The following is a 24,340-nucleotide window of genomic DNA, read 5'->3' as shown; positions in this document are numbered from 1 at the left end:
TACTCTGGATTGCCACGGGCCTGCGGCCCTCGCAATGACGAGTCAGCGAAACTACGCCACCACCTCCGCGGCATATTCCTCGCGATATTTACCGCGCAGCGTCACCTTGTCGATCTTTTCGCTGCCCAGCTTGGGCAGCGCCTCGTTCGACATCCAGATCTTGTACGGCACCTTATAGGGCGCGAGCCGCTGACTGAGGAATGAACACATATCCTCCGCTGCGACCGTGCTGCCCGGCTTCATCCAGATCACCGCGCCGACGACTTCGCCCAGCCGCTCGTCGGGCAGGCCGAAGACCGCGCATTCATTGGCGTCGGGATGTTCGTAGATCGCGGCCTCGACCTCCTGACAGCTGATATTCTCGCCGCCGCGGATGATGATGTCCTTTTTGCGGTCGACGATGAACAAATAACCGTCGGGGTCGAGATAGCCGAGGTCGCCCGAACGGAAATAGCCATTGTCGAAAAAGGCGGCCTTGGTCGCCGCCGCATTGTTCCAATAGCCTTCGAAATTGCAGATCGAACGGATGCACACTTCGCCGACCTGCCCTTGCGCAAGCGCGTTGCCATTGTCATCGAGGATCGCAAGGTCGACGAGCGGTTTCGACGCCGGACCGGTCGACAGTGGCTTTTCGAGATAATTTTCATTGATGATGCCGCAACCGACCGCATTGGTTTCAGTGAGGCCATAACCGAGCAGCGGCTTCGCATCGCCCATCTCCTCCGACAATCGCTTCACATGCTCGGGCGGGCGCGGCGCGCCGCCGCCGGCGTAGCTCTTGCACGTCGACAGGTCGTAATTCTTGCGGTTCGGATGGGTGAGTATCTCGTAACTCATCAGCGGAACGCCGACGAAATAATTGCACTGTTCGTCCTGGATCAGCCGCATCGCTTCCTCGGCATTCCATTTCGGCATCAGGACCAGTTTGCGGCCGAGGGCAAAGCTTTGCAGGAACACCGGGATTTCCGCGGTGACGTGGAACAGCGGCGTACAGATCAGCGTCGCGGGCTGGATGTCCGACATCAGCCCGTCCTGGGTCAGCAGATGGACGATGCTCGCGGTCTGCGTCACATAGTTGAAAATCCCCTGCACCACGGCCTGATGGCGCGAATAGGCGCCCTTCGACTGGCCGGTCGAGCCCGAGGTGAACAGGATGGTGGCAAGATCGTCGCCGGTAAGCACCGGCAGCACCGTCTCGGCGCTGCCGCCCGCCGCTGTGATCGGCGCGATCGCGCGGTCGATCGGCTGCGCGATGTCGAGCGTGATGACCTTTGCGCCATGGCCGACCCCGGGCTCCTCGAGCCGCGCCGCACGCTGGACATCGGCGATGACCAGCCTGGTTTCGGTATCCTCGATCCCCGCGGCCAGTTCGCCGCCCTGCCACCAGCCGTTGAGCAGGGTCGCACAGCCCCCGGCGAGCAGGACGCCGACATAGGTCACGCACCAGGCGTTGGCGTTGCGCATCGCGATGCCGACGCGGTCGCCGCGCTGGACGCCATATCCGTCGACCAGCCCGGCCGCGACCTGGCGTGCAGCAACATACACCTCCTTGAAACTCAGTCGCTCATCGCCTTCGACGAGGAAAGTCGCATCGCCATGCTGCGCAGCAAAAAACGCAACATAGTCGGCCAGATTCGTCGGCGCATTGGTGATGATCGGCAGGTCGCGCCCGAAACGTTCGACAGTTCCGACCTGGATCGGACCGCCCGGGCCCGTGATCAGATTATAGGCAGCGTCCAGGCGCAAATCGAGCGCGGATGGCATCGGGCATCTCTCCTCTTGGTCTCGCTCGCCTTACCCCCTATGGGGAAGGCCTCTCCTGGGGAAGGATCCGAGACTTTATGTTTCTTTTTGCAACCTTAACCGAAGCAACGCAATATCTTAACTTTAATCAGCTGATGGGCCCGAACAGCGAGATCGCGTTCAGCGTCTTCGGCCTTCCCATCCGCTGGTATGCCCTCGCCTATCTGGCGGGCATTTTCGTCGGTTACTGGTATCTGCTCAAGCTGATCGCGCAGCCCGGCGCGCCGATGGCGCGGCGCCACGCCGACGACATGATCTTTTATGCGATGCTCGGCATCATCCTTGGCGGCCGGCTTGGCTATGTGCTTTTCTATAACCTCGGCTCCTATCTGAAAGACCCGGTCGCGATCTTCAAATTGTGGGACGGCGGCATGTCGCTGCACGGCGGCGTCATCGGCGTGCTCACCGCGATCTGGTATGTGACGCGCAAGGAAAAGCTGAGCTTTCTGCGCTTTTGCGACTATATCGCCTGCGTCGTTCCGTTCGGCCTCTTTTTCGGCCGCCTCGCCAATTTCGTGAACGGCGAACTGTGGGGCCGCGCGACGACGGTGCCGTGGGCGATCATCTTTCCGGACAGCGGCACGATGGCCCCCCGCCATCCGAGCCAGCTTTACGAAGCCGGGCTGGAAGGCATATTGATGTTCGCGATCCTCGCCTTTTGTTTCTGGCGCACCGATGCGCGCTACAAGCCCGGTTTCCTGTTCGGCCTCGCCGCGATCCTTTATGGCCTCAGCCGCTTTGCGGTCGAGTTCGTGCGCGAACCCGACGTCCAGCTCGGCACATTGTCATGGGGGCTGACGATGGGTCAGACGCTGACCATCCCGATGCTCGTCGCGGGCATCTGGCTCATCGCCACCGCGAAGGGCCGCCGCCAGCGCATCGAACCGATCGCGGGACCCGACAGCATTGCGTGACGGACGGCCGAGCCCCGCGGACCTGATGCTCCAGATTGCGGCGGCGCGGGCGATGACGGTGGCCGATTATATGGCGGCCGCCAACGGCCATTATTATGCGACGCGCGACCCGCTGGGCGCCGACGGCGATTTCACCACGGCGCCCGAAATCAGCCAGATGTTCGGTGAACTCGCCGGCATCTGGATCGCCGACCTGTGGATGCGCGCCGGCCGCCCCGGCTTTCGCTATGCCGAACTTGGGCCCGGGCGCGGCACGCTCGCCGCCGACGCGCTGCGCGCGATGGCGCGTTTCGGCTGCGTGCCGCAGGGCGTTCATCTGGTCGAGACGAGCCCGGTGCTGCGCGCCGCCCAGTCGGCGCGCGTGCCCGGCGCGGTTCACCATGACGAGGTCGCGGCGCTGCCGGGCGATCTGCCGCTGATCATCGTCGCGAACGAATTTTTCGACGCGCTGCCGATCCATCAATATGTGCGGACCGCCGCTGGCTGGCGCGAACGCCACATCGAGCGCCGCCAGGGCCATCTGGTGCCGGCGCCGGGCGATGTGCCCGCCGACGACGCCATACCGTCGGCGCTGCGTCAGCACGGCGAGGGAACGATCGTTGAGACCGCCCCCGTCGCCGCGGCGATCATGCAAAGCTGCGCCTTCCGCATCGCGCGTCAGGGCGGTGCGATGCTGGCGATCGATTACGGCTATCGCGGCCCGGCCGCAGGCGACACGTTGCAGGCGGTGAAGGCCCATCGCTTCGCCGATCCCTTTGCCGATCCCGGCGAGGTCGACCTGACCGCGCATGTCGATTTCACCGCCCTCACCGATGCCGCTGCGCGCGCGGGCGTCCGCATCGCGGGGCCCGCCGGTCAGGGCGACTGGCTGCGGCGGCTGGGTATCGACGCGCGCGTGGCAGCGCTTGCCGCAGCGGCACCCGAACGCGCCGGCGAGCTTGCGGCGCAGCGCGACCGGCTGGTCGAGACGCAAGCGATGGGCGAATTGTTCCAGGTCATGGCGGCTTGCGCCCCGCATTGGCCCGATCCCGAAGGCTTTGGCGCGAACGGAGAGGCTGCATGACCATGATTACCCTCGCCCGCGACGAAGATGTGGGCGAGCTGACCCTGTTCGCGAGCCAGACCTTCACGCATACGTTCGGGCATATCTATGACCCCGCTGACCTGTCCGCCTTTCTCGCCGGCTGGAACCCGCCGGAGAAATTGCGCGCGCAGATCGCCGATCCGGCCTGGGGCATCGCGCTCGCGCATGATGCGGGCGGCGCGATCGCGGGTTTCATCAAGATGGGCCCGCTCGATTTCGACCTGCCCGAAGGCCAGCCGGGCGACGATGCGACCGAGCTTCACCAGCTCTACGTCGGTGAAGCGGCGCGGGGCACGGGCCTCGCGGCGGCGCTGATGGACTGGGGCATCGGCTGGGCGCGCGCACGCGCGTCGATCCTCTACCTGTCGGTGTTCACCGAAAATGCGCGGGCGCAGGCCTTTTATCGCCGCTATGGCTTTGTCGATGTCGGGCGCAACGCCTTTCGCGTCGGCAACCATGTCGACGAGGATCGCTTCTTCAGGCTCGATCTGTGACCGCACCGTTCGAAACCGCGGCCGCGCTCGCGGGCATTGCGCACGGCTTCTTCGGTCGCGAAGGCGGCGTGTCGACGGGGGAACTGGCGTCGCTCAATTGCGGGCTCGGCTCGGGCGATGATCCGGCGCTGATTACCGAAAACCGGCGGCGGGTTGCCGAAGCGGTGCTACCGGGTGCGGCGCTGGCGGGCCTCTATCAGGTTCACGGCGATCGCTGCATCACCGTCGACGCAAGCAGCGATCTGTCGGCGCGTCCCGAAGCCGATGCGCTGGCAACCTGTCTTCCCGGCATCCTGCTCGGCATCCTGACCGCCGACTGTGTCCCCGTGCTGTTCGCCGACCGCGAAGCGGGCGTCGTCGGCGCCGCCCATGCGGGGTGGAAAGGCGCGATTGCCGGGGTCACCGATGCGACCCTCGACGCGATGGAAAGCCTCGGCGCGCAGCGCGAGCGCATCGCGGTCGCGATCGGCCCGTGCATCGGCCGCGCCTCGTACGAAGTCGATGACGGGTTCGTCGGGCGCTTTCTGTCCGACGACGCGGCCAACGAACGCTTCTTCGCCGCCGGGCGCGCCGGGCATGCGATGTTCGACATCGCCGCCTATGTCGCCGCGCGCCTCGCCGCGAGCGGCGTGACCCGAATTGCCATCGGCGGAGAGGACACCTATGCCGACGCCGGACGATATTTCAGTTATCGCCGGGCGTGCTATAAAAATGAAAACAGCTATGGCCGTCAATTGTCGGTAATCGGGCTGAAATAGGCGTATCGTTCATCGTCTCCCCGGATTTGATCCGGGGTCCCGCTGCGCAAAAGCCGGGGTCCGGGTCAAGTCCGGATGACGAAAGGAAACAGGGCGGGGAGAGCAGCGGATGAAGGCCTTGGCGATACAGCGCAAGCGGCTGGTGTCGATTATCGGCGGGTCGGCGGGCAACCTTGTCGAATGGTATGACTGGTTCGCCTATGCGGCCTTTGCCATTTATTTCGCGCCGGTCTTCTTTCCCAAGGCCGATCCGACCGCGCAGCTTTTGAGCACCGCGACGATCTTTGCCGTCGGCTTCGTCATGCGGCCGATCGGCGCGTGGGTGATGGGGCGTTTCGCCGACACGCGCGGGCGCAAGGCGGGGCTGACGCTGTCGGTCGCGCTGATGTTCAGCGGATCGATGCTGATCGCCGTCGCGCCGACCTATGCGACCGCGGGACTGCTTGGCCCCGGCACCCTGCTGCTCGCGCGCATGCTGCAAGGCCTGTCGCTCGGCGGCGAATATGGCGCCAGCGCGACCTATCTGTCCGAAATGGCGCCGCGCGAGCATCGCGGTTTCTGGGCGAGCTTCCAATATATGACTTTGTGCGGCGGCCAGCTCTGCGCGATCTTTGTCGCGGTGGTGCTGCAGGGCTTCCTGACCGAGGCCGAACTCACCGCATGGGGCTGGCGCATTCCCTTCGTCATCGGCGCGCTGCTCGCGCTCGGCGTGTATCTGCTGCGCCGCAACCTCGCCGAAACGCCGTCGTTCGAAAATCAGGCCGTCGACCGCCCGGTATCGACCGCGAAGCTGCTGTGGCAGGAGCATCGCCGCGAAAGCATTCTCGTCGGCATGCTGTCGGCGGGCGGCGGGCTCGCCGCCTATACCTACACCAGTTACATGCAGAAATATCTGTTCAACACGGTGGGCTTCGACAAGGCGACCGCAACCTATATCATCGCCGCCGCGCTGCTCTGGTTCACCGCGATGCAGCCGGTGTTCGGCGCGTTGGCCGACAAATTCGGGCGCAAGCCGATGCTGCTGCTGTTCGGGATCGGCGGTGCGATCGTCGCGGTGCCAACCTTCATGACGCTGGAACATGTCACGTCGCCGATCGTCGCAACCCTGCTGATCATGATCCCGCTGACGCTGCAGAGCGGCTATAGCGCGAACAATGCGCTGGTGAAGGCCGAACTGTTTCCCGCGCACATCCGCGGGCTCGGCGTCGCCCTGCCCTATGCGATCGGCAACGCGATCTTTGCGGGAACGCTCGAGATGGTCGCGCTCGGCCTGAAGGATGCGGGGATCGAGCGCGTCTTCTATTTCTACGTCGCGGCGGTGATCGCGATGGCGGGCGTCGCGACGCTGCTGCTGCCCGAAACGCGCGAGCGGAGCCTGATCGTCGAGGATTGATCCGCGCAACATCGTTTCAAACGAAACCGGCATTGCTATAAGGACTCTCGATCATCAGGAGCACCCCCATGGCCATGCGCGGCAAACCCAGGACGAACAGCAAGAAAATCGGCGATCGCGAGCTTGATCCGGCGACGCTGATGATGGGCCTCGGTTACGACCCGGTGCTCTCCGAAGGCTCGCTCAAGCCCCCGATCTTCCTGACCTCGACCTTCGCCTTCAAGAGCGCCGCGGCGGGCAAGCGTTTTTTCGAACATATCACCGGCAAGCGCGAAGGCCCGGCCGACGGCCTCGTCTATTCGCGCTTCAACGGGCCGAATCAGGAAATCCTCGAGGACCGGCTGGCGGTCTGGGACGGCGCCGACGACTGCCTCGTCTTTTCGAGCGGCATGTCGGCGATCGCGACCTTGCTGCTCGCGCTCACGAGCCAGAACGATGTGATCGTCCATTCGGGCCCGCTCTATGCCGCGACCGAGACGCTGATCGCACGCATCCTGTCGCGCTTCGGGGTCAGCTTCCTCGATTTCCCGGCGGGCGCGACGCGCGCGGAAATTGACGACATCCTCGCCCGCGCCAAGACGCTGGCCGACGAAAAGGGCGGCAAGGTCGCGCTCGTCTATCTCGAAAGCCCGGCAAATCCGACCAATGCGCTGGTCGATGTCGAAGCCGTGCGGGCCGCCCGCGACGCCGCTTTCACCGGCGAACAAAAGCCCGCAATCGCGATCGACAACACCTTTCTCGGCCCGCTGTGGCAGAAGCCGCTCCGCCAGGGCGCCGAACTCGTCGTTTACAGCCTCACCAAATATGCCGGCGGTCATTCGGACCTCGTCGCCGGCGGCGTATCGGGCAACCAGCGGCTGATCGACGCAATCCGGCCGATGCGCAACACGATCGGCACGATCTGCGACCCCAACACGTCGTGGATGCTGCTGCGCAGCCTCGAAACGCTCGAACTGCGCATGAGCCGGGCGGGCGAGAATGCGCTGAAGGTCTGCACCTTCCTGCGCGATCATCCGAAGGTCGACGGCCTCGGCTATCTCGGCTTCATCACCGATGCGCGGCAGAAGGATATTTTCGACCGCCATTGCACCGGCGCCGGATCGACCTTTTCGCTGTTCATCAAGGGCGGCGAAGAAGAGAGCTTCCGCTTTCTCGACGCGCTGAAGATCGCCAAGCTCGCGGTCAGCCTCGGCGGCACCGAAACGCTGGCGAGCCACCCCGCCGCGATGACGCACCTGTCGGTCCCCGACGAGCGCAAAAAGGCGCTGGGCATCACCGACAATCTGGTGCGCGTGTCGATCGGCATTGAAAATGCCGACGACCTGATCACCGATTTCGCGCAGGCGCTGGACGCCGTCTGACGGCATCCTTGCGCGAAGGGCTGGTTGCTGCCGTTTCATCTATCGTCACCCCGGACTTGATCCGGGGTCCCGCTTGACCTCGAAAACTGCTGGTACCCCAAAAAAGCGGGATCCCGGGTCAAGCCCGGGATGACGAAAAAGGGGAGGAAGCGGCCGTTAGCTCCCTCTCGTGTACCCCGAAGCCGCCATCCGCGTCAGCCCCTGCCCGCTATCTCTTCCCGCGCCAGTCCACCACTTGCCAGCCCATGCGCGGCGCAAGCCGTTTCAGCCGCCGCGACGGTGTCGTCGCGACCGCCTCGTCGGCGAAATGCAGCATCGGGTGGTCCGACACATGGTCCGAATAGGCGCGGATATGCGCGGCGTCGCGCGTGATCGCATTCGCCGTCAGCCAGTCCGCAATGCGCGCGAACTTCGCCTCGCCATAGCAATTGTCGCCCGCCAGCCGGGCGTGGATATGACCGGCGTCGTCGGGTTCGTCGAGCCGCGTCGCGAGCACGTCGTCGATGCCCAGCCGCTGTGCGATCGCATCGACATAAAGATGGAAGGAAGCGGTCGCGAGGAGCAGACGATAACCCGCTTCGCGGTCGGCCGCGATCTGTTCGAGCGCGGCGGAGTGCAGCCCGCGCGCAATGACCTGATCGGCGTAGCTTTCGGCGAGCGGCGCGATCTCCGACCGGCTGAAGCGCTTCCCGACGAGCAGGCGAAGGTTGATCGCCTTGAGCTGCGATCGATCGATCAGGCGCGCCGCATAGGCCAGACCCGCGATGCCGACGAGCGGTAACAACAGCAGCCGCCATTGCTGGCGCCGCCGCGCCACATGCATCAGAAAGCCGCTGTAGGTGCCCGACCGCGTGATCGTGCGGTCCATGTCGTACATCGCGACGCGGTGGGCATAGTCGGGCGCGGGCACGAGCGGGGATACGGGCGGCGGAGCTTCCATCCGGCTGGCCATAGTCGTTGCCCGCGCCGCGGCCAAGGGGCGGGATTTGCTTGCCGTCATAGGGCAAATAATACAGGGTCGCCCGCAAGATGGTGGCCAAGGCTGATTTTGATTATGACGATGGCGCCGATGGCGCCGATGTGCGCTTTTCGGGCCGGCTGACGCTCGCGCGCCTGAACGACCTGCCCGCCCGGCTCGACGCGCTCGGCCCGATCGCGACACTCGACCTGTCGGGAATCGACCGCATCGACACCGTCGGGGCGTGGATCGTCACCCGCACCGTGAACGCCCATGGCGCGAAAATTACCGGGGCAAGCGAGGAGGCGCAGCGGCTGCTCGAGGCGCTCGCCGACGACAAGAGCGAATATCGCGTCCATCGCGACCGCCGTCCGGCCTGGGTGCGCATGCTCGAACAGGTCGGCACGGCAAGCATCGCGGTGTGGCACGAACTGCTGGGCATCGTCGGTTTTTTCGGTGCGATGATCATCGCGCTGGGTACCCAGATTCGCGCCCGGCGACGGCTGCGCTGGAACGCGATCGTCACGCGATTCCAGACCGTCGGGGTCGATGCGCTGCCGATCATCGGGCTGATGACCTTCCTGATCGGGATTGTCATCGCGCAGCAGGGCGCCGTCCAGCTCCGCCAGTTCGGGCTCGAGGTGTTCACGATCAATCTCGTCGGCCGCGCTTCGATTCGCGAGCTTGGCTTGCTGATGACCGCGATCATGGTCGCCGGCCGGTCGGGATCGGCATTCGCCGCGCAGATCGGCACGATGAAATTGACCGAGGAAATCGACGCGATGCGCACCATCGGCGTCTCGCCGATGGAAGCGATCGTGCTGCCGCGCGTCGCCGCCGCCACCATCCTGATGCCGCTGCTCGGCTTTTACGCCAGCATCTGCGCGATCATCGGCGGCGGGGTGTTTTGCTGGGTCGGGCTGGATATTCCTCCGCTCACCTATATCCAGTTGCTGCGCGACATCATCCCGATGACCGATTTCTGGGCAATGCTGATCAAGGCGCCGGTGTTCGGACTGCTGATCGGCGTCACCGGCTGTTATGAGGGCATGCAGGTTCGCCAGAATGCCGAGGAAGTCGGGCAGCGCACGACGTCCGCCGTGGTCGCGGCGATTTTCCTCGTCATCGTCCTCGACGCCTTTTTCGCCGTCTTCTTCTCCTCGATCGGATGGAATTGATGAGCGACGAGATAAAGGAAGAGATCGCCGAGGAACTGGCCGCCGCCGATGCGGTGCGCCCCGAAAAATTCGATCGGGCGATCTGCATCCGCGGTCTCGTCAACAAATTCGGCGACGCGGTGATCCACGACCACCTCGACCTCGACGTGCGATCGGGCGAAATTCTGGGCGTCGTCGGCGGATCGGGCACCGGCAAATCGGTGCTGATGCGCTCGATCGTCGGGCTCCAGACGCCGGCGGCCGGCGAGATCGAGGTTTATGGCAAAACGCTCGATACGATCGCCAACGAAGAAGAATCGCGCGACCTGCGCCGCCGCTGGGGCGTGATGTTCCAGGGCGGCGCGCTCTTCTCGACGCTGAGCGTCGCCGAGAATATCCAGGTCCCCTTGCGCGAATATTATCCGCGCCTCGATCAGAAATTGCTCGACGAAATCGCCGCTTATAAGGTTCAGATGGTCGGCCTGCCCCCCGATGCGGGTCCCAAATATCCCGCCGAACTGTCGGGCGGGATGGTCAAGCGCGCCGGGCTGGCGCGCGCGCTGGCGCTCGACCCCGCCCTGCTCTTTCTCGACGAGCCGACCGCCGGGCTCGACCCGATCGGCGCCGCCAAGTTCGACCAGCTGATCCGCGAACTCGCCGACACCATGGGTCTCACCGTCTTCCTCATCACCCACGACCTCGACACCCTCTATGCCACCTGCGACCGGGTCGCGGTGCTGGCGGAAAAGAAGGTGATCGCGGTCGGGACGATCCCGGAACTGCTTGCCACCGAGCATCCGTGGATACAGGATTATTTCAACGGGCCGCGCGGCCGGGCCGCCGCGGGCGGGAACCAAACCGCAAAGCCAGCCGTGTTGGGCGGCGATAGGAAAAGCTGATGGAAACACGCTCGAACAACGTCCTCGTCGGCGCCTTCGTCCTTCTGTTCACGGCGGCGCTCGCCTTTTTCATCGTCTGGCTCGCCAACGACAGCGGCGGCGACAAGCGCGAATATGATATTTTCTTCAAACAATCGGTCGACGGGTTGAACAAGGGCGCTGCCGTCCAATTTTCGGGCGTCCCGGCGGGGCAGGTCCGCGAAATCGCGCTGTGGCCCGACGATCCGCAGTTCGTCCGCGTTCGTATCGAGGTCAATGAGGGCGTTCCGGTGCTCCAGGGCACGACCGCGGCGCTCGAGGGCGTCGGTTTTACCGGCGTGTCGCAAATCTCGCTCGACGGCGCGGTCAAGGGCGCGCCGGCAATCGCCGACAAGGGCCCGGCGGGCAAGCCGGTGATCCCGACGCGTGTCGGCGGCCTCGGCGAATTGCTCAACACCGCGCCGCAGCTGCTGCAACGGCTGACGACGCTGTCCGAACGGCTCGCCGAGCTGGCCGACGACAAGAATCAGGAAAGCTTCGCCGGCATCCTGAGGAATGTCGAACAGTCGACCGCAATCCTCGCGCGCAATGGTCCGGCGATCGAAAAGGCGCTCGCCGACACGCGGATCGCGATCCAGCAGACGGGCAATGCCGCCGAACAGATCGGCAATCTCGCCGCTTCGGCGCAGGGCACGATCGACCGCAACGTCGACCCGGCGATGGCCAATCTGCGCGACACGCTGAAATCGGCGAGCGCGTCGATGTCGACGTTGGAAGCGGCGATCGCCGATGCGCGCCCGGGGCTCCAGACCTTCAGCGAAACGACCGTTCCCGAAGCCAATGCGCTGATCCGCGATCTTCGCCGCACCTCGACCACGCTGTCCAGCCTGACCGACAAGCTTGACCAGCAGGGTGCGGGCGCGGTCATCGGCGGCAGCAAGCTGCCCGACTATAAACCATGAGGACCGACGCCATGCCCAGCCTTGTCCGCCGCTTCCGCGCCCCGCTGCTGATCGCGTTCGGCGCCGCCAGCCTGTCGGCCTGCGTCAGCTTCGGCGCGAAGCCGCCGCCGTTCCTGCTCACCCTCGATGCCGAGGCATCGCCCCCGGCGGGCGCGGCGCGAACGGCGGGCGAAGCCGCGACGCTGACCATCCTGATCCCCACTGCGCCGCAGAAACTGCGCACGGTGCGCATTCCGGTGCAGCAGGACAATGCCAGCGTCGCTTATGTGAAGGACGCGCAGTGGGTCGAAGCGCCGCCGCGCCTGTTCCAGCGCCTGATTTCCGAAACCGTCGCCGCGCGCACCTCGCGCGTCGTGCTCGACGAAGGGCAATATCTGACCGCGCCGGGCGATCAGCTTGCCGGGCAACTCATGGAATTCGGCGTCGATGCCGCGACCAAGGAAGCGGTCGTCGTCTATCAGGCGATGCTCGTCAATGCGGGCGGCAAAAGCGTCACCCAGCGCCGCTTCGAAGCACGCGAGGCGATCAGCGGCAAGGTCGAGGCGAAGCCGGTCGGCGAAGCACTGACGGCGGCAGCGAACAAGGTCGCGGTCGACGTCGCGGGCTGGCTGGGGAACTAGATCATCCGGCATGGCCCAGCGGCAGGCTCGACGTCCGCTTGACCTCGCTCATGACGACGCTTGACGTGACCTCCCCCACCGCGGGGAGTTGCGAGAGCGTTTCGTAGAAGAAGGTCTCATAATAGCCGATGTTCGGGACGATGACCTTGAGCAGCACGTCGATGCCGCCGAGCAGGATATAGCATTCGAGGATCTCGGGAATTTCCTGTACCTTTTGCCGGAACGCCGAGGTTGCCGACGGGTCGTGCGCGACCAGTTTGACCGTCGCGAAAATCTCGATGGTCAGGCCGAGCGCCGCGGGATCGACGTCCCAGACCTGGCGCTTGAGGACGCCCTGCTCCTTCAGCGCCTTGACGCGGCGCCAGCACGGCGGGGGCGTCATCCCCAGCCGGTCGGCCAGCTCGGCAATCGACAGGCTGCCGTCCTCCTGCAGCAGCGAAATGATTCGGCGATCGGTAGCATCAAGGGTCATGAACTTCTTCTCTTGTCCAAATTCGTCAGATAAAATTACCCGAAAAAGCGTATATCTGCAAATATTCTGAATGAAATTACCCGCTTCTTTAGCGAAAATTTGCGCGCAGGAGAAGCCGATGTTTCAAGACCACGCCTCGTTCGACGGGCACCGGCTGGTGACCGCCCGCCACGATCAGGCCTCGGGCCTGTCGGCAATCATCGCCGTCCATGACGACAGCCGCGGGCCGGCGATCGGCGGCTGCCGGATCAGCCCCTATCCGACGCTGGACGCCGCGCTGACCGATGTCCTGCGGCTGTCGCGGGGCATGACGTATAAATGCGCGATCGCCGACATTCCCTATGGCGGCGGCAAGGCGGTGATCATCGCCGACCCGCGCACCGGCAAGACCCCCGCCCTCCTCGAAGCGATGGGCGACTTCGTCGAAAGCCTCGGCGGCGCCTATATCACCTCGTTCGATTCAGGTTCTTCGCTGGACGATGTGCGGACGATCGGAACGCGGACGCGCTTTGCCGCGGGAACGCTGCCCGAGGCCGGAAACGCGTCGCAGTCAACCGCCGATGGCGTCTTCGCCTGCATGCGCGCCGCCGCCGAGCTTGGCCTTGGCCGTCCGGCGCTGGAGGGTTGCCGCGTCGCGGTGCAGGGCGTCGGCAATGTCGGCGGCCGCCTGACCCGGCTGCTCGCCGATGCCGGCGCGCAGCTCTGGGTCGCCGATGCGGACGAAGAACGGGCGCGCGGCGTTGCGGCAACGACGGGCGCCACATGGTGCGGCATCGACGATATCCACCGCATCGACGCCGATATTTTCTCGCCCAACGCCCTGGGGGCGATCCTTAATGAACGCAGCATCGCCGAACTGACCGCGAAAGTCGTGGTCGGCGGCGCCAACAACCAGCTCGCCACCCCCGAAGACGACCTGCGGCTGCGCGCGGCGGGGATCGTCTATTGCCCCGACTTCCTCGCCAATGCGGGCGGCATCGTCAATCTCCACTATCAGCGTTCGACATGGTCGCCGGCCCGGCTGCGCGAGCATATCGAAGGACTTGCCGACACATTCCGCGAGATTTTCGAAACCGCCGAGCGGACGGCATCGGGCATGGGCTCCGTTGCGAACGCCCTTGCCGAAGATCGCATCCATGCTGCGGGAGGGCAGCGGTGACCGCGTTGCTGATCCGCGAATATTATACCCGAATCGACCGCTGCGACACCGATTGGGTCGTCGACCTGTTCGACGACGATGCGGTCTATGAGCGCGCCGAGGCCGTCTATACGGGCCGTCCCGAAATCGCGCGCTTCTTTTGCGAGGAACGGCGGATCCGCGGGGTTCACCATATCGAGCAAATGCTGAGCAGCGACGACGGCGAACTGGTGGTCGCCATCGGGCATTTCGACGGCACCGGCGCCGCTGGTGACGCGCGCACCGTCGGATTCGCCGACGTCTGGCAATTCGGCACCGGCGGCCGCATCCATCTTCGCCGCACCTTTCTGGCGCGCGGCAGCGAATATGTGCGGCAATGACCGCCGGTCGCTGACCCTTATCCCGACAGGCTTTTCGACGCCTGTTCGGTAACGTCGCGCGACAGCCCCGGCTGCGCGAGGATCCGTTCCAGTTCCGTCCGCATCAGCGCGGCGCGTCCCTCGTCGAAACGCCGCCAGCGGCCGAGCGGCGGGATCATCTTGGCCGCGGTTTGCGGATTGCGCGGGTCGAGCGCGATGACGAGGTCGGCGAGGAGCTTGTATCCAGCTCCATCGGCGCGGTGGAACGCCGCCTGATTGCCGGTGAAGGCGCCGTAAAGCGAACGCGCGCGATTGGGGTTCGCCAGCGTGAAATCGGGATGCTGCGCCAGATCGCGCACCGCATCGACGGTGTCGGCGCGCATCGACCAGGCCTGCACCTGGAACCATTTGTCGAGCACGAGCGGATTGTCGCGATAACGCTGGTAGAAGATATCGAGGGCGTGGGCCCGTTCGTCGCTGTCGCCATGCGCCAGCGTCGCGAGCGCCGCCTGCCGTTCGGTCATCCCGTCGGCGGCGGAGAAGATGGCGAACGCCAGCGCCGGAACATCGCCCTTTGCCGTTGCCGCAAGATAGGCGAGCGCGACGCCGCGCAGGCGGCGGCCACCCTTCGCCGCGCGCGACAGATCGGTCGCGGGGGGCGGCGCACCGGCAAGGACGCCGCGCCATTCGCGTTCGAGCGCGGTGCCGATCGCGGCCTGCAGCGCGAGCCGTTCGCGGCGGATGGCGTCGGGATCGACCGTCACCATCTGGTCGCCGATGAAGGCTTCGCTGGGCAGCAGCACCGCTTCGGCGACAAAGGCCGGATCCGTGGCGGCACCGGCAAGCGTCTGCGCCACCGCGTCGACGACCGCCTGTACGTCGCCCTTTTCACCCGACACCGCGCTGACCAGCGTATCGAGCATCAGCTGCTGGAGCGCCTCATAGCGCGCGAACGGATCGTCATCATGCGCGGCAAGCCAGGCCAGTTCGCCCGGCGCACGCTCGAAATCGACGATCACCGGGGCCGAAAAGCCGCGATTGATTGACAAGGCGGGGCGCGAAGCGAAGCGGCCGAGCGGCACGCGCTGCGCCGCGCCGGTCAGCGTCACCAGCGTGTCGGGAAGCGCGTCGCCGCTACCGTCCATCGCAAAGGCCGCGAGGCGCAGCGGCATCATCATCGGCGCCTTCTCGGGCTGGCCGGGGGTCGGCGGCACCGTTTGCGCGATGTCGAGCGACCAGTCGCCGCCATCCTGCACCAGCGCCAGCGACAGACGCGGCGTCCCCGCCTGCTCATACCAGCGGCGGAACTGCGTCAGGTCGATGCCCGCGCCATCCTCGATCGCCCGCACGAAATCCTCGCAGGTCGCCGCTTCGCCGTCGTGGCGGTCGAAATAGAGATCGGTGCCTTTGCGAAAACGGTCCGGCCCGACCATCGTCGCCATCATGCGGATGATCTCGGCGCCCTTGTTATAGATGGTCGCGGTATAGAAGTTGGAGATTTCCTGATAGCTGTCGGGGCGGATCGGGTGCGCGAGCGGCCCCGCATCCTCGGGAAATTGCGCGGCGCGAAGCAGCCGGACATCTTCGATCCGCTTGACCGGCGGCGACCCCATGTCGGCCGAAAAGCTCTGGTCGCGAAAGACGGTGAAGCCTTCCTTCAGACTGAGCTGGAACCAGTCGCGGCAAGTGACGCGATTGCCCGACCAATTGTGGAAATATTCGTGCGCGACGACACCTTCGACCCCGTCATAATCAACGTCGGTCGCGGTGTCGGGATCGGCGAGGATGTAGCGGGTGTTGAAGATGTTGAGCCCCTTGTTCTCCATCGCCCCCATGTTGAAATCGCTGACCGCGACGATGTTGAACAGGTCGAGGTCATATTCGCGGCCATAGACGCGCTCGTCCCACGCCATGCTGTCCTTCAGCGCCTGCATCGCATGGCCGGTGCGGTCCTGATCGCCGCCGCGCACCCAGATGCCAAGTTCGACCTCGCGCCCCGACATCGTCGTGAAGCTGTCCCGATTGACGACCAGATCGCCCGCAACGAGTGCGAAGAGATAGGAGGGCTTGGGCCACGGATCTTCCCATAGTGCCCAATGGTCGCCACCCTCTTCGCCCTGTTCGACGCAATTTCCGTTCGACAGCAGGATCGGGAATTTCGCCTTGTCACCCGTCATCCGCACCTTGTAGCGGCTCAGCACATCGGGCCGGTCGGGGTGGAAGGTGATGCGGCGGAACCCCTCGGCCTCGCACTGGGTGCAGAGCAGCCCGCCCGATGCATAGAGCCCCGACAGCTGGGTGTTCGATGCCGGATCGACAACGGTATCGACCTCGACCGTCGCGGCGCGGCGATCGCCGAGATCGACGATCAGGTCGCTGCCTTCCATCCGCCAGTCGTTCCACACCGCACCGTCGACGCGCACCTCGGCCAGGGACAGCCCGTCGCCGCGCAGCAGCAGCGGCGCGGGCGCATCGGCCTGGCGGACGACCGACAGCGCCGCCACGACCCGCGTCGCGTCGATCCCCAGCGCAAAATCCAGCGCGATATCGGGGATCTGCCATTCGGGGGCGCGATAGTCGCCGCGATGGATGGTGACGGGAGGAACGGGTGTGGAAGAGACGTCGGTCATGCGTCGATAGAGCCTTAGGTAAGAAGCGTTCGCCCTGAGCTTGTCGAAGGACCGTCTTTTCTTCTGCGGCGCCGAAGGAAATACGGTGCTTCGACAAGCTCAGCACAAACGGAAAAATGATTGCTCATTCTCCTAGGCTTGCGCTGCCTCGCACGCAATAAGGGCGGCGATGACACGGATGCTGATTTTCGGAATGGGCTATGCGGCAAGCCATCTTGCGAGCCGCCTCGGCGCGCGGGGATGGGAGGTGATCGGTACGACGCGTGACGGACGCGGCGACAGCATCGCCTTCGCCGACGAGACCGCGGTGCTGATCGCGCTCCGCGACGCGACGCATATCCTGTCGTCGGTGCCGCCGGTCGATGGCGGCGATCCCGTCCTGGCGCGCTATGGCGAAGCGATCGCCCTCTCCCCGGCGTGCTGGCTCGGCTATCTCTCCTCGACCGGCGTCTATGGCGATACGGCGGGCGCATGGGTCGACGAAAGCGCACCGGTCGCTGGCCGCCGTCCCGACCGCAACGCCGCCGACGCCGCGTGGCAGGTGCTGCGCAGCGATGTCCGCGTCTTCCGCCTGCCCGGCATCTACGGCCCCCGCCGTTCGATCCTCGATCGTATCAGCGAAGGCCGCGCGCACCGGATCGACCTGCCCGGCCAGGTGTTCAGCCGCATCCATGTCGATGACATCGCCGGCGGCGTGACGGCGTCGTTCCGCGGCCCGGCCGGCGTCTATAATCTCGCCGACGACGAACCTTGTCATCAGAACAAGCTGGTCGAATGGGGCTACGCGATGCTCGGCGCGCCGCTGCCGCCGCTCCAGACGCTGGACGAAGCGGGCCTCTCACCCGCGGCGCGCGCCTTCTATGCCGAAAACCGCCGCGTCGCGAACGGCAAGGCGAAACGCCTGCTCGGCTGGACGCCGCGCTATCCGGCGTTTCGCGAGGGGCTGGCCGGCTGCCGTTAAGCCTAGAGCTCGGTCATTGCGAGCGGAGCGAAGCAATCCGGAGCGGTTTACGCATGCTCTGGATTGCCGCGTCGCTTCGCTCCTCGCAATGACGGAGTTTTGTTCAGATCAGCATATCGACCGTGTGGATCAGCACCCCGACGAGACCGCCGACGAGCGTCCCGTTGATGCGGATATATTGGAGGTCATCCCCCACCGCGTTTTCCAGCCGGTCGGTGATCGTCTTCGCATCCCAGCCGCGAATCGTGTCCGAAACCAGCTTAAGCGCCGTCTCGCCATAGCTGTCGACGACGCCGACGACCGCGCGGCGCGCGTAGCGGTTGAGCGTGCGCTTGATATGCGCATCCTCGCCCAGCATTGCGCCGAACTGGGTGACGAGTTCGCCGATGCGGCCCGCCAGCATCGTGTCGGGGTTGCGCGCCGCCTTGAGGAGCGCGGTGCGGCCCTGCTCCCACAATCCGTCGAGCCAGCGCTTCACGGCCTTGTTTTCGAGCAATTCGTCGCGAACCTTTGCGACCTTTGCCTTCACCTCGGGATCATGCTGCAGGTCGAGCGCCATCTTGGCGAGCCCTTCCTCGACGCGGATACGCAGCGGGTGCGTTTCGTCAACCGCCATTTCGCTGAGCAATTTCGACAGCCCGGCGACGATGCGGTTCGAGATGCTTTCATCGAGCCCGGTGAAACGCACGATCGCGTTCGAATTGTCGTGGACCATCTGGTGGATCAGATTCTCGTTGAGTTCGAGCGTCTTCGATCCCCATTTGACCATCGCATCCAAGAGCGGCTGGTGCCGCCCATCGGCGAGCGCGGCTTGCAGGGCCTGCCCGAGCAAGGGCGCGACGTCGAGTTCGCGCAAGCGGTCGGCAATCGCCGATTTGACCATGCCGCCAAGCCGTTGCTGGTCGAGCGCGCCGAGCCCGTCGGCGATGATCCGCGAGGCGCCGAGGCGCAGCCGCCCGCCGCCCTCGCCCGGCTCGGACAGGAATTTGCCGACCGCGCCCGCGACGTCGACCGTCTGCATCTTGCGCGCGATCAGCCGCGGCAGCAGGAAATTGGTGAGCAGAAATCGCGCGAGCGTGTCGCCGATGCGGTTCTTGTTGCGCGGCACAATGGCGGTGTGCGGTATCGGCAGCCCCATCGGGTGGCGAAACAGCGCGGTGACCGCGAACCAGTCGGCGAGTCCACCGACCATCGCCGCCTCGGCAAAGGCGCGGATGAAACCGATCGCCGGATGGACGTCCTGATAATATCTGGCGCCGACGAAGACGAGCGCCATCAGGACGAGCATTCCCGTCGCGACGACGCGGATATTGAGTCCGCCCGTCGGAACCGCAACGCCCACCGGTCTGGGGTGGGCGTGGCCGCTATCGGTTTCGGAAGAAACGCTTTCCGTCATGACCATCAAATGGCGGCTTGGCGCAAAGGTTGCAACCGGCGCGGTAGGATGCCGCGCCTGATCATTCAGCGCGGCGCGGCCTGACGCCGCGCCGCGTCATTCGGCTGGATGCGGCGCGGGGGCCGCGTGCGGCCTGGTATCGTCGCCGGGCTGGTAGGTCAGCAGGTTCTTCGAGAAGAAGCGGCCAAGCCGTTTTTCGATGCTGTCGGCAAGGCTGAAGCCCGCGGGTACGATCAGCAGCGTCAGCAACGTCGACAGGATCAGGCCGCCGATCACGACGACGCCCATCGGCGCGCGCCACGCGCCGTCGCCCGACAGCGAGAGCGCGGTCGGGACCATGCCCGCGACCATCGCGACCGTGGTCATGATGATCGGCTGCGCGCGCTTGCGGCCAGCGTCGAGCAACGCTTCGCCCTTGGCGACCCCATGATCCATTTCCTCGATCGCGAAATCGACGAGCAGGATCGAGTTTTTGGCGACGATGCCGAGCAGCATCAGCAGGCCGATATAGACCGGCATGGTGATATCCATCCCTGCGACCCACAGGCCAAGCAGGCCGCCCAGGGGCGCGAGCAGCAGCGACGACATGTTGACCAGCGGCGACAGGAAGCGGCGGTACAGCAGCACCAGCGTTGCAAAGACGAGCAGCAGGCCCGCGAGCACGGCGATCCCGAAATTCATCATCATCTCGGCCTGCCATTTGGCTTCGCCCTGGATGATCTTCCGCACCCCCTGCGGCATGGTCTTGACCGCGGGCAAGGCGTCGATCTTTTGCTGCGCATCGCCCGTCACCAGCCCCGGTGCCAGATCGGCCCCGATCACGACGCGGCGCGTCTGGTTGTAACGGCGAAGTTCGGTCGGACCGGCGCCAAAGCCGATTTCGGCGACCGACTTCAGCGGCACGGTGGCCCCGCGCGACGTCGGCACCGGCAGATTCTCGATCGTCGCGAGGCTGCGGCGCGAATCTTCGGACAATAGCACCCGGATCGGAATCTGGCGGTCGGTCAGCGAGAATTTCGCCGCATTCTGGTCGATATCGCCCAGCGTCGCGATGCGGATCGTCTGGCTGAGCGCCGCCGTCGTCACGCCAAGGTCGGCCGCGAGGTCGAGCCGCGGGGTCACGATGATCTCGGGGCGCGGTATGTCACCCTCGATGCGGGGCGAGCGGATTTCCTTCACCCCGGCCATTTCGCGTACGATCCTGTTCGCATGCTGTTCGAGCGCGACGGGATCGTCACCGCCGATTACCATCGTGATATCGCGCCCCGAAAAGCCGTTCGACTGGCTCTGGAACGTCACGCGCGCATCGGGGATCGCCGCCATGCGCGGCTGCAATGCGCGTTCCCATTCGACGCTCGACATATCGCGTTTCTTCTTCAGCGTGATGTACACGCTGCCGCCGGCAACGTTCACGTCGTAGAAGGCGTTGTCGACATTCTTGTCGGCGGCGAGAATGGTATTGATCTGGTCGGAGATATGCTCGCTCTGCGCCAGCGTGGTGCCGGGCGGCAGTTCATATTTGACCTGGCTGTAATCGCTGTTGATCGTCGGCTGAAACTGTTTCGGCAGGTACCAGCCGAGCGCGATGCTGCTCAGGAAAGCAACGACGCCGATACCCACAATCCACGCGCGATGGTCGAACAGCCGCGCCCAGGCGCGGCGGGCCATGAACGCCGTCCACTGGGTGAAGGCGGGCGCGCGTACACCCATCGCATAAGCCAGCGCGCCGAGGGCAATCTGGAACAGCGACACGATCAGGAAAGTCACGGCGGTTGCCACCGGCGTGAGCAGCAGGAAGTGCAGCGCCGGATTGGGCGCATTCTGCCCGACGGGAACCGGCCGGAAATAAAGCGCGATCACGGCAAGCGCGACCACCGCGGCGAAGACCAGCGGCACGATCAGGAACATCAGCCGCGTCGGCGCCTCGGGATAACGCGCCCGCACCGCCCGGTGCTTGGAGTGATCGAGCGTCCAACCCAAAATCCGTTCGTAGCGATCGACCCACGGACCCGACGCATGATCCTGTTCGCCGTGCGACGACAGGAAATAGGCGGCGATCATCGGGGTGATCATGCGCGCGACGGCCAAGCTGACGAGCACCGCAAAGACGACGGTCATCCCGAACTGGATGAAGAACTGCCCCGACACGCCGGGCATCAGCGCAACGGGCAGGAAGACCGCAACGATCGACATCGTAGTGGCGACGACCGCCAGACCGATCTCGTCGGCGGCGTCGATCGACGCCTGATAGGCGGTCTTGCCCATGCGCATGTGCCGGACGATATTCTCGATCTCGACGATCGCGTCATCGACGAGCACGCCCGCGACCAGGCTCAATGCGAGCAGCGACAGGCTGTTCAGCGAAAAGCCCATCATGTCCATGAACCAGAAGGTCGGGATCGCCGAGAGCGGGATCGCGAGCGCGCTGATCAGGGTTGCGCGCCAGTCGCGCAGGAAGAGGAAGACGACGACGACGGCGAGTACCGCGCCCTCGATCATCGCGGCCATCGAGGTGCGATATTGTTCCTTGGTATAATCGGTGCGCGTGAAGAGGATCCTGAAGCTGACCTTCGGATTCGCCTTCTTGATTTCGGCGAGTTTCTTCATCGTCTCGTCGTGGATCGTGACGTCGGACGAACCCTTGGCCTTTTCGATCGCGAAAGACAGCACCTGCCGCCCGCCGATTTTCGCGAGATTGCGCTGTTCGGCGTAGCCGTCGGTCACCTTCGCGACATCGGACAGGCGAATCGTCCGGCCATTGCCGATCGAGATGCGCGTTTCGCCGAGCTGGAACGCGCTGGCGGCATTGCCGAGCACGCGGACCGCCTGTTCGGCGCCCGCGATCTCGGTGCGGCCGCCCGCCGCGTTGACATTCACCTGGCGCAGTTCCTGGTTTACCTGGCTCGCGGTCAGGCCATAGCTTTGCATGCGCGCGGGATCGAGTATGACGCGGATTTCGCGGTTGACGCCGCCCGAACGGCTGACCTTCGCCATGCCGGGGATCGAGAGGAGATCCTTGGCGACCGTATTATCGACGAACCACGACAGCTGCTCGAGCGTCATGTCGGTCGTTTCGACCGCAAAATAGGTGATCGGCCCGCCCGCGGCATCGACCCGCACGACCTGCGGTTCGAGAATGCCTTCGGGAAGATCGCTGCGGATCTGCTGCACCGCCTGATTGACGTCGTTATAGGCGCGATCGATCGGCGTCCCGATCGCGAACTGGATCATCGTCGAGCTGCTGCCCTCGCCAACATAGGACGACATTTCATCGACGCCGCTGACGCCGCGGACCGCCGCCTCGACGCGCTGCGTGACTTGCGTTTCCAGCTCGGTCGGCGCCGCGCCCGGCTGGGCAACCATGACCTGCACCAGCGGAAATTCGACATCGGGCTGATCGTTCACGTCCATCCGGTTGAAGCTGACGATTCCCGCGAGCAGCAACAGCACGAACATGACGATCGGCGGCACCGGATTGCGGATGCACCAAGCAGAAATGTTACGAAAGCTCATGATATAAACGCCCTTGTGCGCGCCATCCGGATTATTGCGACGACTTCTCGATCACCGGCTTCACCTTGTCGCCGACGTTCAGGAATGCGCCGGCCAGCACCACCACCTTTTCGTTTCCGGCCAGGCCCGAAGCGATCGAGACGCCGCTGTCGCTGACGGTACCGACCTTGATCGCGCGCCGCTCGATCTTGTCGTCCTTGCCGACGAGCAGGACATAATTGCCCTCGGGTCCGCTATGCACGGCGCTTTCAGGAAGCAGCGGCGCTTCGGCGGTGCCCGCAACCAGCCGGGCATCGGCAAAGCCGCCCGGACGCAGCGCGGCGCTGTACGGGATGGCGATGCGCACCATACCCTGCCGCGTGTCGGTGTTGACGACGGGCGAGACCTGCCACACCTGACCCGTAACCTGCAGGGCGGTACCAACCGGGGTCACCGTCGCCCGCGTGCCCACGCTGACGCGCTGCAGATCGGCTTCGGCCATCTGCGCCAGCATTTCCATCTCGCCGCCCTTCGCCATGCGGAACAGCACGCCGCTGCCCGCGCCGACGATCTGGCCCGGTTCGACCTGGCGCGTCAGCACCAGCCCCGCAGCGGGGGCGACGATGTTGAGCCGGCCGTTGCGCGCGACCGCTTCCTGATATTGCGCCTGTGCAACGCGGACCCGCGCGTTCGCTGCATCGCGCGTCGCGCGCTTGCGATCCATGTCGGCCTTTGAAATAAATCCACGGCCGACCAGCGCGTCGGCGCGCTCGAGTTCGGCCTGCGCCAGATTGGCGTCCGCCTGCGCGACGCGGATCGAAGCCGCGAGCCCCGCCGCCTGCTGCGCCTGAACCGACCGGTCGATGACCGCCAGCGTCTGTCCCGCACCGACCCACTGGCCGGGCTCGACGAGCACGCGCACGACCTCGCCGCCTTCGCCCGCGACACCGACCGGCATTTCGCGGCGTGCCGCGATCGTTCCGTTGGCCGAAATCGCGGCCTCGACCGACACGCGCCCCGGGATCACCACGGTGACATTGGGAATATTGGTTGTCGCTGCGCCGTCGGCGCTCGCCGCCCCGTCGCCCACACCTTGCTTGAAAGCGAACCACGCCGCCGCCAACGCCAGCGCGATCAGGACCAGCGCGACGATCAGCCGTGTCCGCTTGCGGCGATTATTCGCCTCGTCGTAAAAGCTTTGGGTCGACCCCGCCAAGCTGTCCATCACATCCACTTTCCGCTCGTAGTTCACGCCGAATTCCCAATCTGCCGTCCGTGGTAGACGGCACGGCGATCACCCCGCGATCCGCCCCCGTCCGCTCGACGGGACCCAAATCCGTTCAGTCAAATCCCGCTGAAGGTGTATTACCTAATTAAACCACCCCTGACAAGGGGGCAAAGATCGCCGTTTTGCCCGCGATCCGGGGCGGCCTCATAAACGCCAACTTCATCGATTTCCAAAGAAAAAGGGCGCCCCGCCGCTGCGGACCGCCCTTTTTGCGACCGGTTC

20 protein-coding genes are annotated in these 24,340 nt (G+C 65.2%); 13 read left to right on the top strand and 7 right to left on the bottom strand.

Annotation, left to right across the window (positions count from 1 at the left end):
* Window positions 1-51: 51 nt before the first annotated feature.
* Entirely contained in the window at window positions 52-1,764 is a 1,713-nt protein-coding gene (locus FHR22_RS01395; protein WP_166938162.1) for a class I adenylate-forming enzyme family protein, read from the bottom strand.
* 77 nt (window positions 1,765-1,841) lie between these two features.
* Here FHR22_RS01395 and lgt point away from each other — a divergent pair, with 77 nt between their 5' ends.
* The 6 genes from lgt (at window position 1,842) to FHR22_RS01365 (ending at window position 7,807) form a co-directional block, all read left to right on the top strand.
* Window positions 1,842-2,717, top strand: coding sequence for a prolipoprotein diacylglyceryl transferase (gene lgt / locus FHR22_RS01390; protein ID WP_166938161.1), 876 nt, complete (start codon window positions 1,842-1,844; stop codon window positions 2,715-2,717).
* 25 nt (window positions 2,718-2,742) lie between these two features.
* Window positions 2,743-3,780, top strand: a complete 1,038-nt coding sequence (locus FHR22_RS01385; protein WP_166938158.1) for a class I SAM-dependent methyltransferase — start codon at window positions 2,743-2,745, stop codon at window positions 3,778-3,780.
* Window positions 3,777-4,295: a GNAT family N-acetyltransferase gene (locus tag FHR22_RS01380; RefSeq protein WP_166938156.1), complete on the top strand. Its 519-nt coding sequence runs from the start codon at window positions 3,777-3,779 to the stop codon at window positions 4,293-4,295. Before FHR22_RS01385 ends, FHR22_RS01380 begins: the two co-directional genes overlap by 4 nt.
* Window positions 4,292-5,053: a peptidoglycan editing factor PgeF gene (pgeF, locus tag FHR22_RS01375; RefSeq protein ID WP_166938154.1), complete on the top strand. Its 762-nt coding sequence runs from the start codon at window positions 4,292-4,294 to the stop codon at window positions 5,051-5,053. The genes FHR22_RS01380 and pgeF overlap by 4 nt, the downstream gene beginning before the upstream one ends.
* Before the next feature lie 109 nt (window positions 5,054-5,162).
* The gene (locus FHR22_RS01370) at window positions 5,163-6,446 is read left to right on the top strand and encodes an MFS transporter (protein ID WP_166938152.1); all 1,284 of its coding nucleotides are present in this window, start codon (window positions 5,163-5,165) and stop codon (window positions 6,444-6,446) included.
* A 68-nt stretch (window positions 6,447-6,514) separates the two neighbouring features.
* Window positions 6,515-7,807 carry a cystathionine gamma-synthase family protein gene (locus FHR22_RS01365; protein ID WP_208417438.1) on the top strand — a complete coding sequence of 431 codons (1,293 nt, stop codon included), beginning with the start codon at window positions 6,515-6,517 and terminating at the stop codon, window positions 7,805-7,807.
* A 208-nt stretch (window positions 7,808-8,015) separates the two neighbouring features.
* On the opposite strand, the gene FHR22_RS01360 is transcribed toward FHR22_RS01365, so the two are convergent.
* Complete coding sequence (locus FHR22_RS01360) at window positions 8,016-8,675, bottom strand: HAD family hydrolase (RefSeq protein ID WP_166940622.1); 660 nt, start codon at window positions 8,673-8,675, stop codon at window positions 8,016-8,018.
* Between the two features lie 161 nt (window positions 8,676-8,836).
* Here FHR22_RS01360 and FHR22_RS01355 point away from each other — a divergent pair, with 161 nt between their 5' ends.
* Genes FHR22_RS01355 through FHR22_RS01340 form a run of 4 tightly spaced genes read left to right on the top strand, consistent with a single transcriptional unit; the run spans window position 8,837 to window position 12,382 of the window.
* On the top strand, window positions 8,837-9,943 hold the full coding sequence (locus FHR22_RS01355) for an ABC transporter permease (protein ID WP_166938150.1): 1,107 nt from the start codon (window positions 8,837-8,839) through the stop codon (window positions 9,941-9,943).
* Window positions 9,943-10,821 (top strand): ABC transporter ATP-binding protein, encoded by an 879-nt coding sequence (locus tag FHR22_RS01350; RefSeq protein WP_166938148.1) that lies wholly within the window; start codon window positions 9,943-9,945, stop codon window positions 10,819-10,821. Before FHR22_RS01355 ends, FHR22_RS01350 begins: the two co-directional genes overlap by 1 nt.
* Window positions 10,821-11,762 (top strand): MlaD family protein, encoded by a 942-nt coding sequence (locus tag FHR22_RS01345; RefSeq protein ID WP_166938146.1) that lies wholly within the window; start codon window positions 10,821-10,823, stop codon window positions 11,760-11,762. The genes FHR22_RS01350 and FHR22_RS01345 overlap by 1 nt, the downstream gene beginning before the upstream one ends.
* Before the next feature lie 11 nt (window positions 11,763-11,773).
* Complete coding sequence (locus FHR22_RS01340; RefSeq protein ID WP_243853408.1) at window positions 11,774-12,382, top strand: ABC-type transport auxiliary lipoprotein family protein; 609 nt, start codon at window positions 11,774-11,776, stop codon at window positions 12,380-12,382.
* Between the two features lies 1 nt (window position 12,383).
* Here FHR22_RS01340 and FHR22_RS01335 read toward each other — a convergent pair whose 3' ends face one another.
* Window positions 12,384-12,854: an Lrp/AsnC family transcriptional regulator gene (locus FHR22_RS01335; protein ID WP_166938142.1), complete on the bottom strand. Its 471-nt coding sequence runs from the start codon at window positions 12,852-12,854 to the stop codon at window positions 12,384-12,386.
* A 118-nt stretch (window positions 12,855-12,972) separates the two neighbouring features.
* Here FHR22_RS01335 and FHR22_RS01330 point away from each other — a divergent pair, with 118 nt between their 5' ends.
* Together FHR22_RS01330 and FHR22_RS01325 are read left to right on the top strand one after the other, a co-directional pair.
* Entirely contained in the window at window positions 12,973-14,013 is a 1,041-nt protein-coding gene (locus FHR22_RS01330) for a Glu/Leu/Phe/Val family dehydrogenase (protein ID WP_166938140.1), read from the top strand.
* Complete coding sequence (locus FHR22_RS01325) at window positions 14,010-14,372, top strand: nuclear transport factor 2 family protein (protein ID WP_166938138.1); 363 nt, start codon at window positions 14,010-14,012, stop codon at window positions 14,370-14,372. The genes FHR22_RS01330 and FHR22_RS01325 overlap by 4 nt, the downstream gene beginning before the upstream one ends.
* A gap of 17 nt (window positions 14,373-14,389) precedes the next feature.
* Here FHR22_RS01325 and pepN read toward each other — a convergent pair whose 3' ends face one another.
* The gene (pepN, locus tag FHR22_RS01320) at window positions 14,390-16,981 is read right to left on the bottom strand and encodes an aminopeptidase N (protein ID WP_166938136.1); all 2,592 of its coding nucleotides are present in this window, start codon (window positions 16,979-16,981) and stop codon (window positions 14,390-14,392) included.
* A gap of 169 nt (window positions 16,982-17,150) precedes the next feature.
* Between pepN and FHR22_RS01315 the strand changes: the two genes are divergently transcribed.
* Window positions 17,151-17,942 (top strand): Rossmann-fold NAD(P)-binding domain-containing protein, encoded by a 792-nt coding sequence (locus FHR22_RS01315; protein WP_166938134.1) that lies wholly within the window; start codon window positions 17,151-17,153, stop codon window positions 17,940-17,942.
* A gap of 103 nt (window positions 17,943-18,045) precedes the next feature.
* On the opposite strand, the gene FHR22_RS01310 is transcribed toward FHR22_RS01315, so the two are convergent.
* The 3 genes from FHR22_RS01310 to FHR22_RS01300 all read right to left on the bottom strand — a co-directional run bounded on the left by FHR22_RS01310 (window position 18,046) and on the right by FHR22_RS01300 (window position 24,082).
* The gene (locus FHR22_RS01310; RefSeq protein WP_425057403.1) at window positions 18,046-19,344 is read right to left on the bottom strand and encodes a DUF445 domain-containing protein; all 1,299 of its coding nucleotides are present in this window, start codon (window positions 19,342-19,344) and stop codon (window positions 18,046-18,048) included.
* A gap of 90 nt (window positions 19,345-19,434) precedes the next feature.
* Entirely contained in the window at window positions 19,435-22,851 is a 3,417-nt protein-coding gene (locus tag FHR22_RS01305) for an efflux RND transporter permease subunit (protein ID WP_166938132.1), read from the bottom strand.
* A gap of 31 nt (window positions 22,852-22,882) precedes the next feature.
* The gene (locus FHR22_RS01300; protein ID WP_425057402.1) at window positions 22,883-24,082 is read right to left on the bottom strand and encodes an efflux RND transporter periplasmic adaptor subunit; all 1,200 of its coding nucleotides are present in this window, start codon (window positions 24,080-24,082) and stop codon (window positions 22,883-22,885) included.
* Window positions 24,083-24,340: the final 258 nt, after the last annotated feature.

The sequence above is a fragment of the Sphingopyxis panaciterrae genome (assembly GCF_011762125.1).
GTDB classification, from domain to species: domain Bacteria; phylum Pseudomonadota; class Alphaproteobacteria; order Sphingomonadales; family Sphingomonadaceae; genus Sphingopyxis; species Sphingopyxis panaciterrae.
Note: the sequence above shows the minus strand (reverse complement) of the source record. Positions and strands in the feature narration are given on the sequence as shown.

Coding starts and splice junctions, on each gene's coding strand:
- FHR22_RS01395 (WP_166938162.1), bottom strand. CDS start 1,764: ATGCCATCCGCGCTCGATTTGCGCCTGGACGCTGCCTATAATCTGATC.
- lgt (WP_166938161.1), top strand. CDS start 1,842: ATGTTTCTTTTTGCAACCTTAACCGAAGCAACGCAATATCTTAACTTT.
- FHR22_RS01385 (WP_166938158.1), top strand. CDS start 2,743: ATGCTCCAGATTGCGGCGGCGCGGGCGATGACGGTGGCCGATTATATG.
- FHR22_RS01380 (WP_166938156.1), top strand. CDS start 3,777: ATGACCATGATTACCCTCGCCCGCGACGAAGATGTGGGCGAGCTGACC.
- FHR22_RS01370 (WP_166938152.1), top strand. CDS start 5,163: ATGAAGGCCTTGGCGATACAGCGCAAGCGGCTGGTGTCGATTATCGGC.
- FHR22_RS01365 (WP_208417438.1), top strand. CDS start 6,515: ATGGCCATGCGCGGCAAACCCAGGACGAACAGCAAGAAAATCGGCGAT.
- FHR22_RS01360 (WP_166940622.1), bottom strand. CDS start 8,675: ATGGACCGCACGATCACGCGGTCGGGCACCTACAGCGGCTTTCTGATG.
- FHR22_RS01355 (WP_166938150.1), top strand. CDS start 8,837: ATGGTGGCCAAGGCTGATTTTGATTATGACGATGGCGCCGATGGCGCC.
- FHR22_RS01350 (WP_166938148.1), top strand. CDS start 9,943: ATGAGCGACGAGATAAAGGAAGAGATCGCCGAGGAACTGGCCGCCGCC.
- FHR22_RS01345 (WP_166938146.1), top strand. CDS start 10,821: ATGGAAACACGCTCGAACAACGTCCTCGTCGGCGCCTTCGTCCTTCTG.
- FHR22_RS01340 (WP_243853408.1), top strand. CDS start 11,774: ATGCCCAGCCTTGTCCGCCGCTTCCGCGCCCCGCTGCTGATCGCGTTC.
- FHR22_RS01335 (WP_166938142.1), bottom strand. CDS start 12,854: ATGACCCTTGATGCTACCGATCGCCGAATCATTTCGCTGCTGCAGGAG.
- FHR22_RS01330 (WP_166938140.1), top strand. CDS start 12,973: ATGTTTCAAGACCACGCCTCGTTCGACGGGCACCGGCTGGTGACCGCC.
- pepN (WP_166938136.1), bottom strand. CDS start 16,981: ATGACCGACGTCTCTTCCACACCCGTTCCTCCCGTCACCATCCATCGC.
- FHR22_RS01315 (WP_166938134.1), top strand. CDS start 17,151: ATGACACGGATGCTGATTTTCGGAATGGGCTATGCGGCAAGCCATCTT.
- FHR22_RS01310 (WP_425057403.1), bottom strand. CDS start 19,344: ATGGTCATGACGGAAAGCGTTTCTTCCGAAACCGATAGCGGCCACGCC.
- FHR22_RS01305 (WP_166938132.1), bottom strand. CDS start 22,851: ATGAGCTTTCGTAACATTTCTGCTTGGTGCATCCGCAATCCGGTGCCG.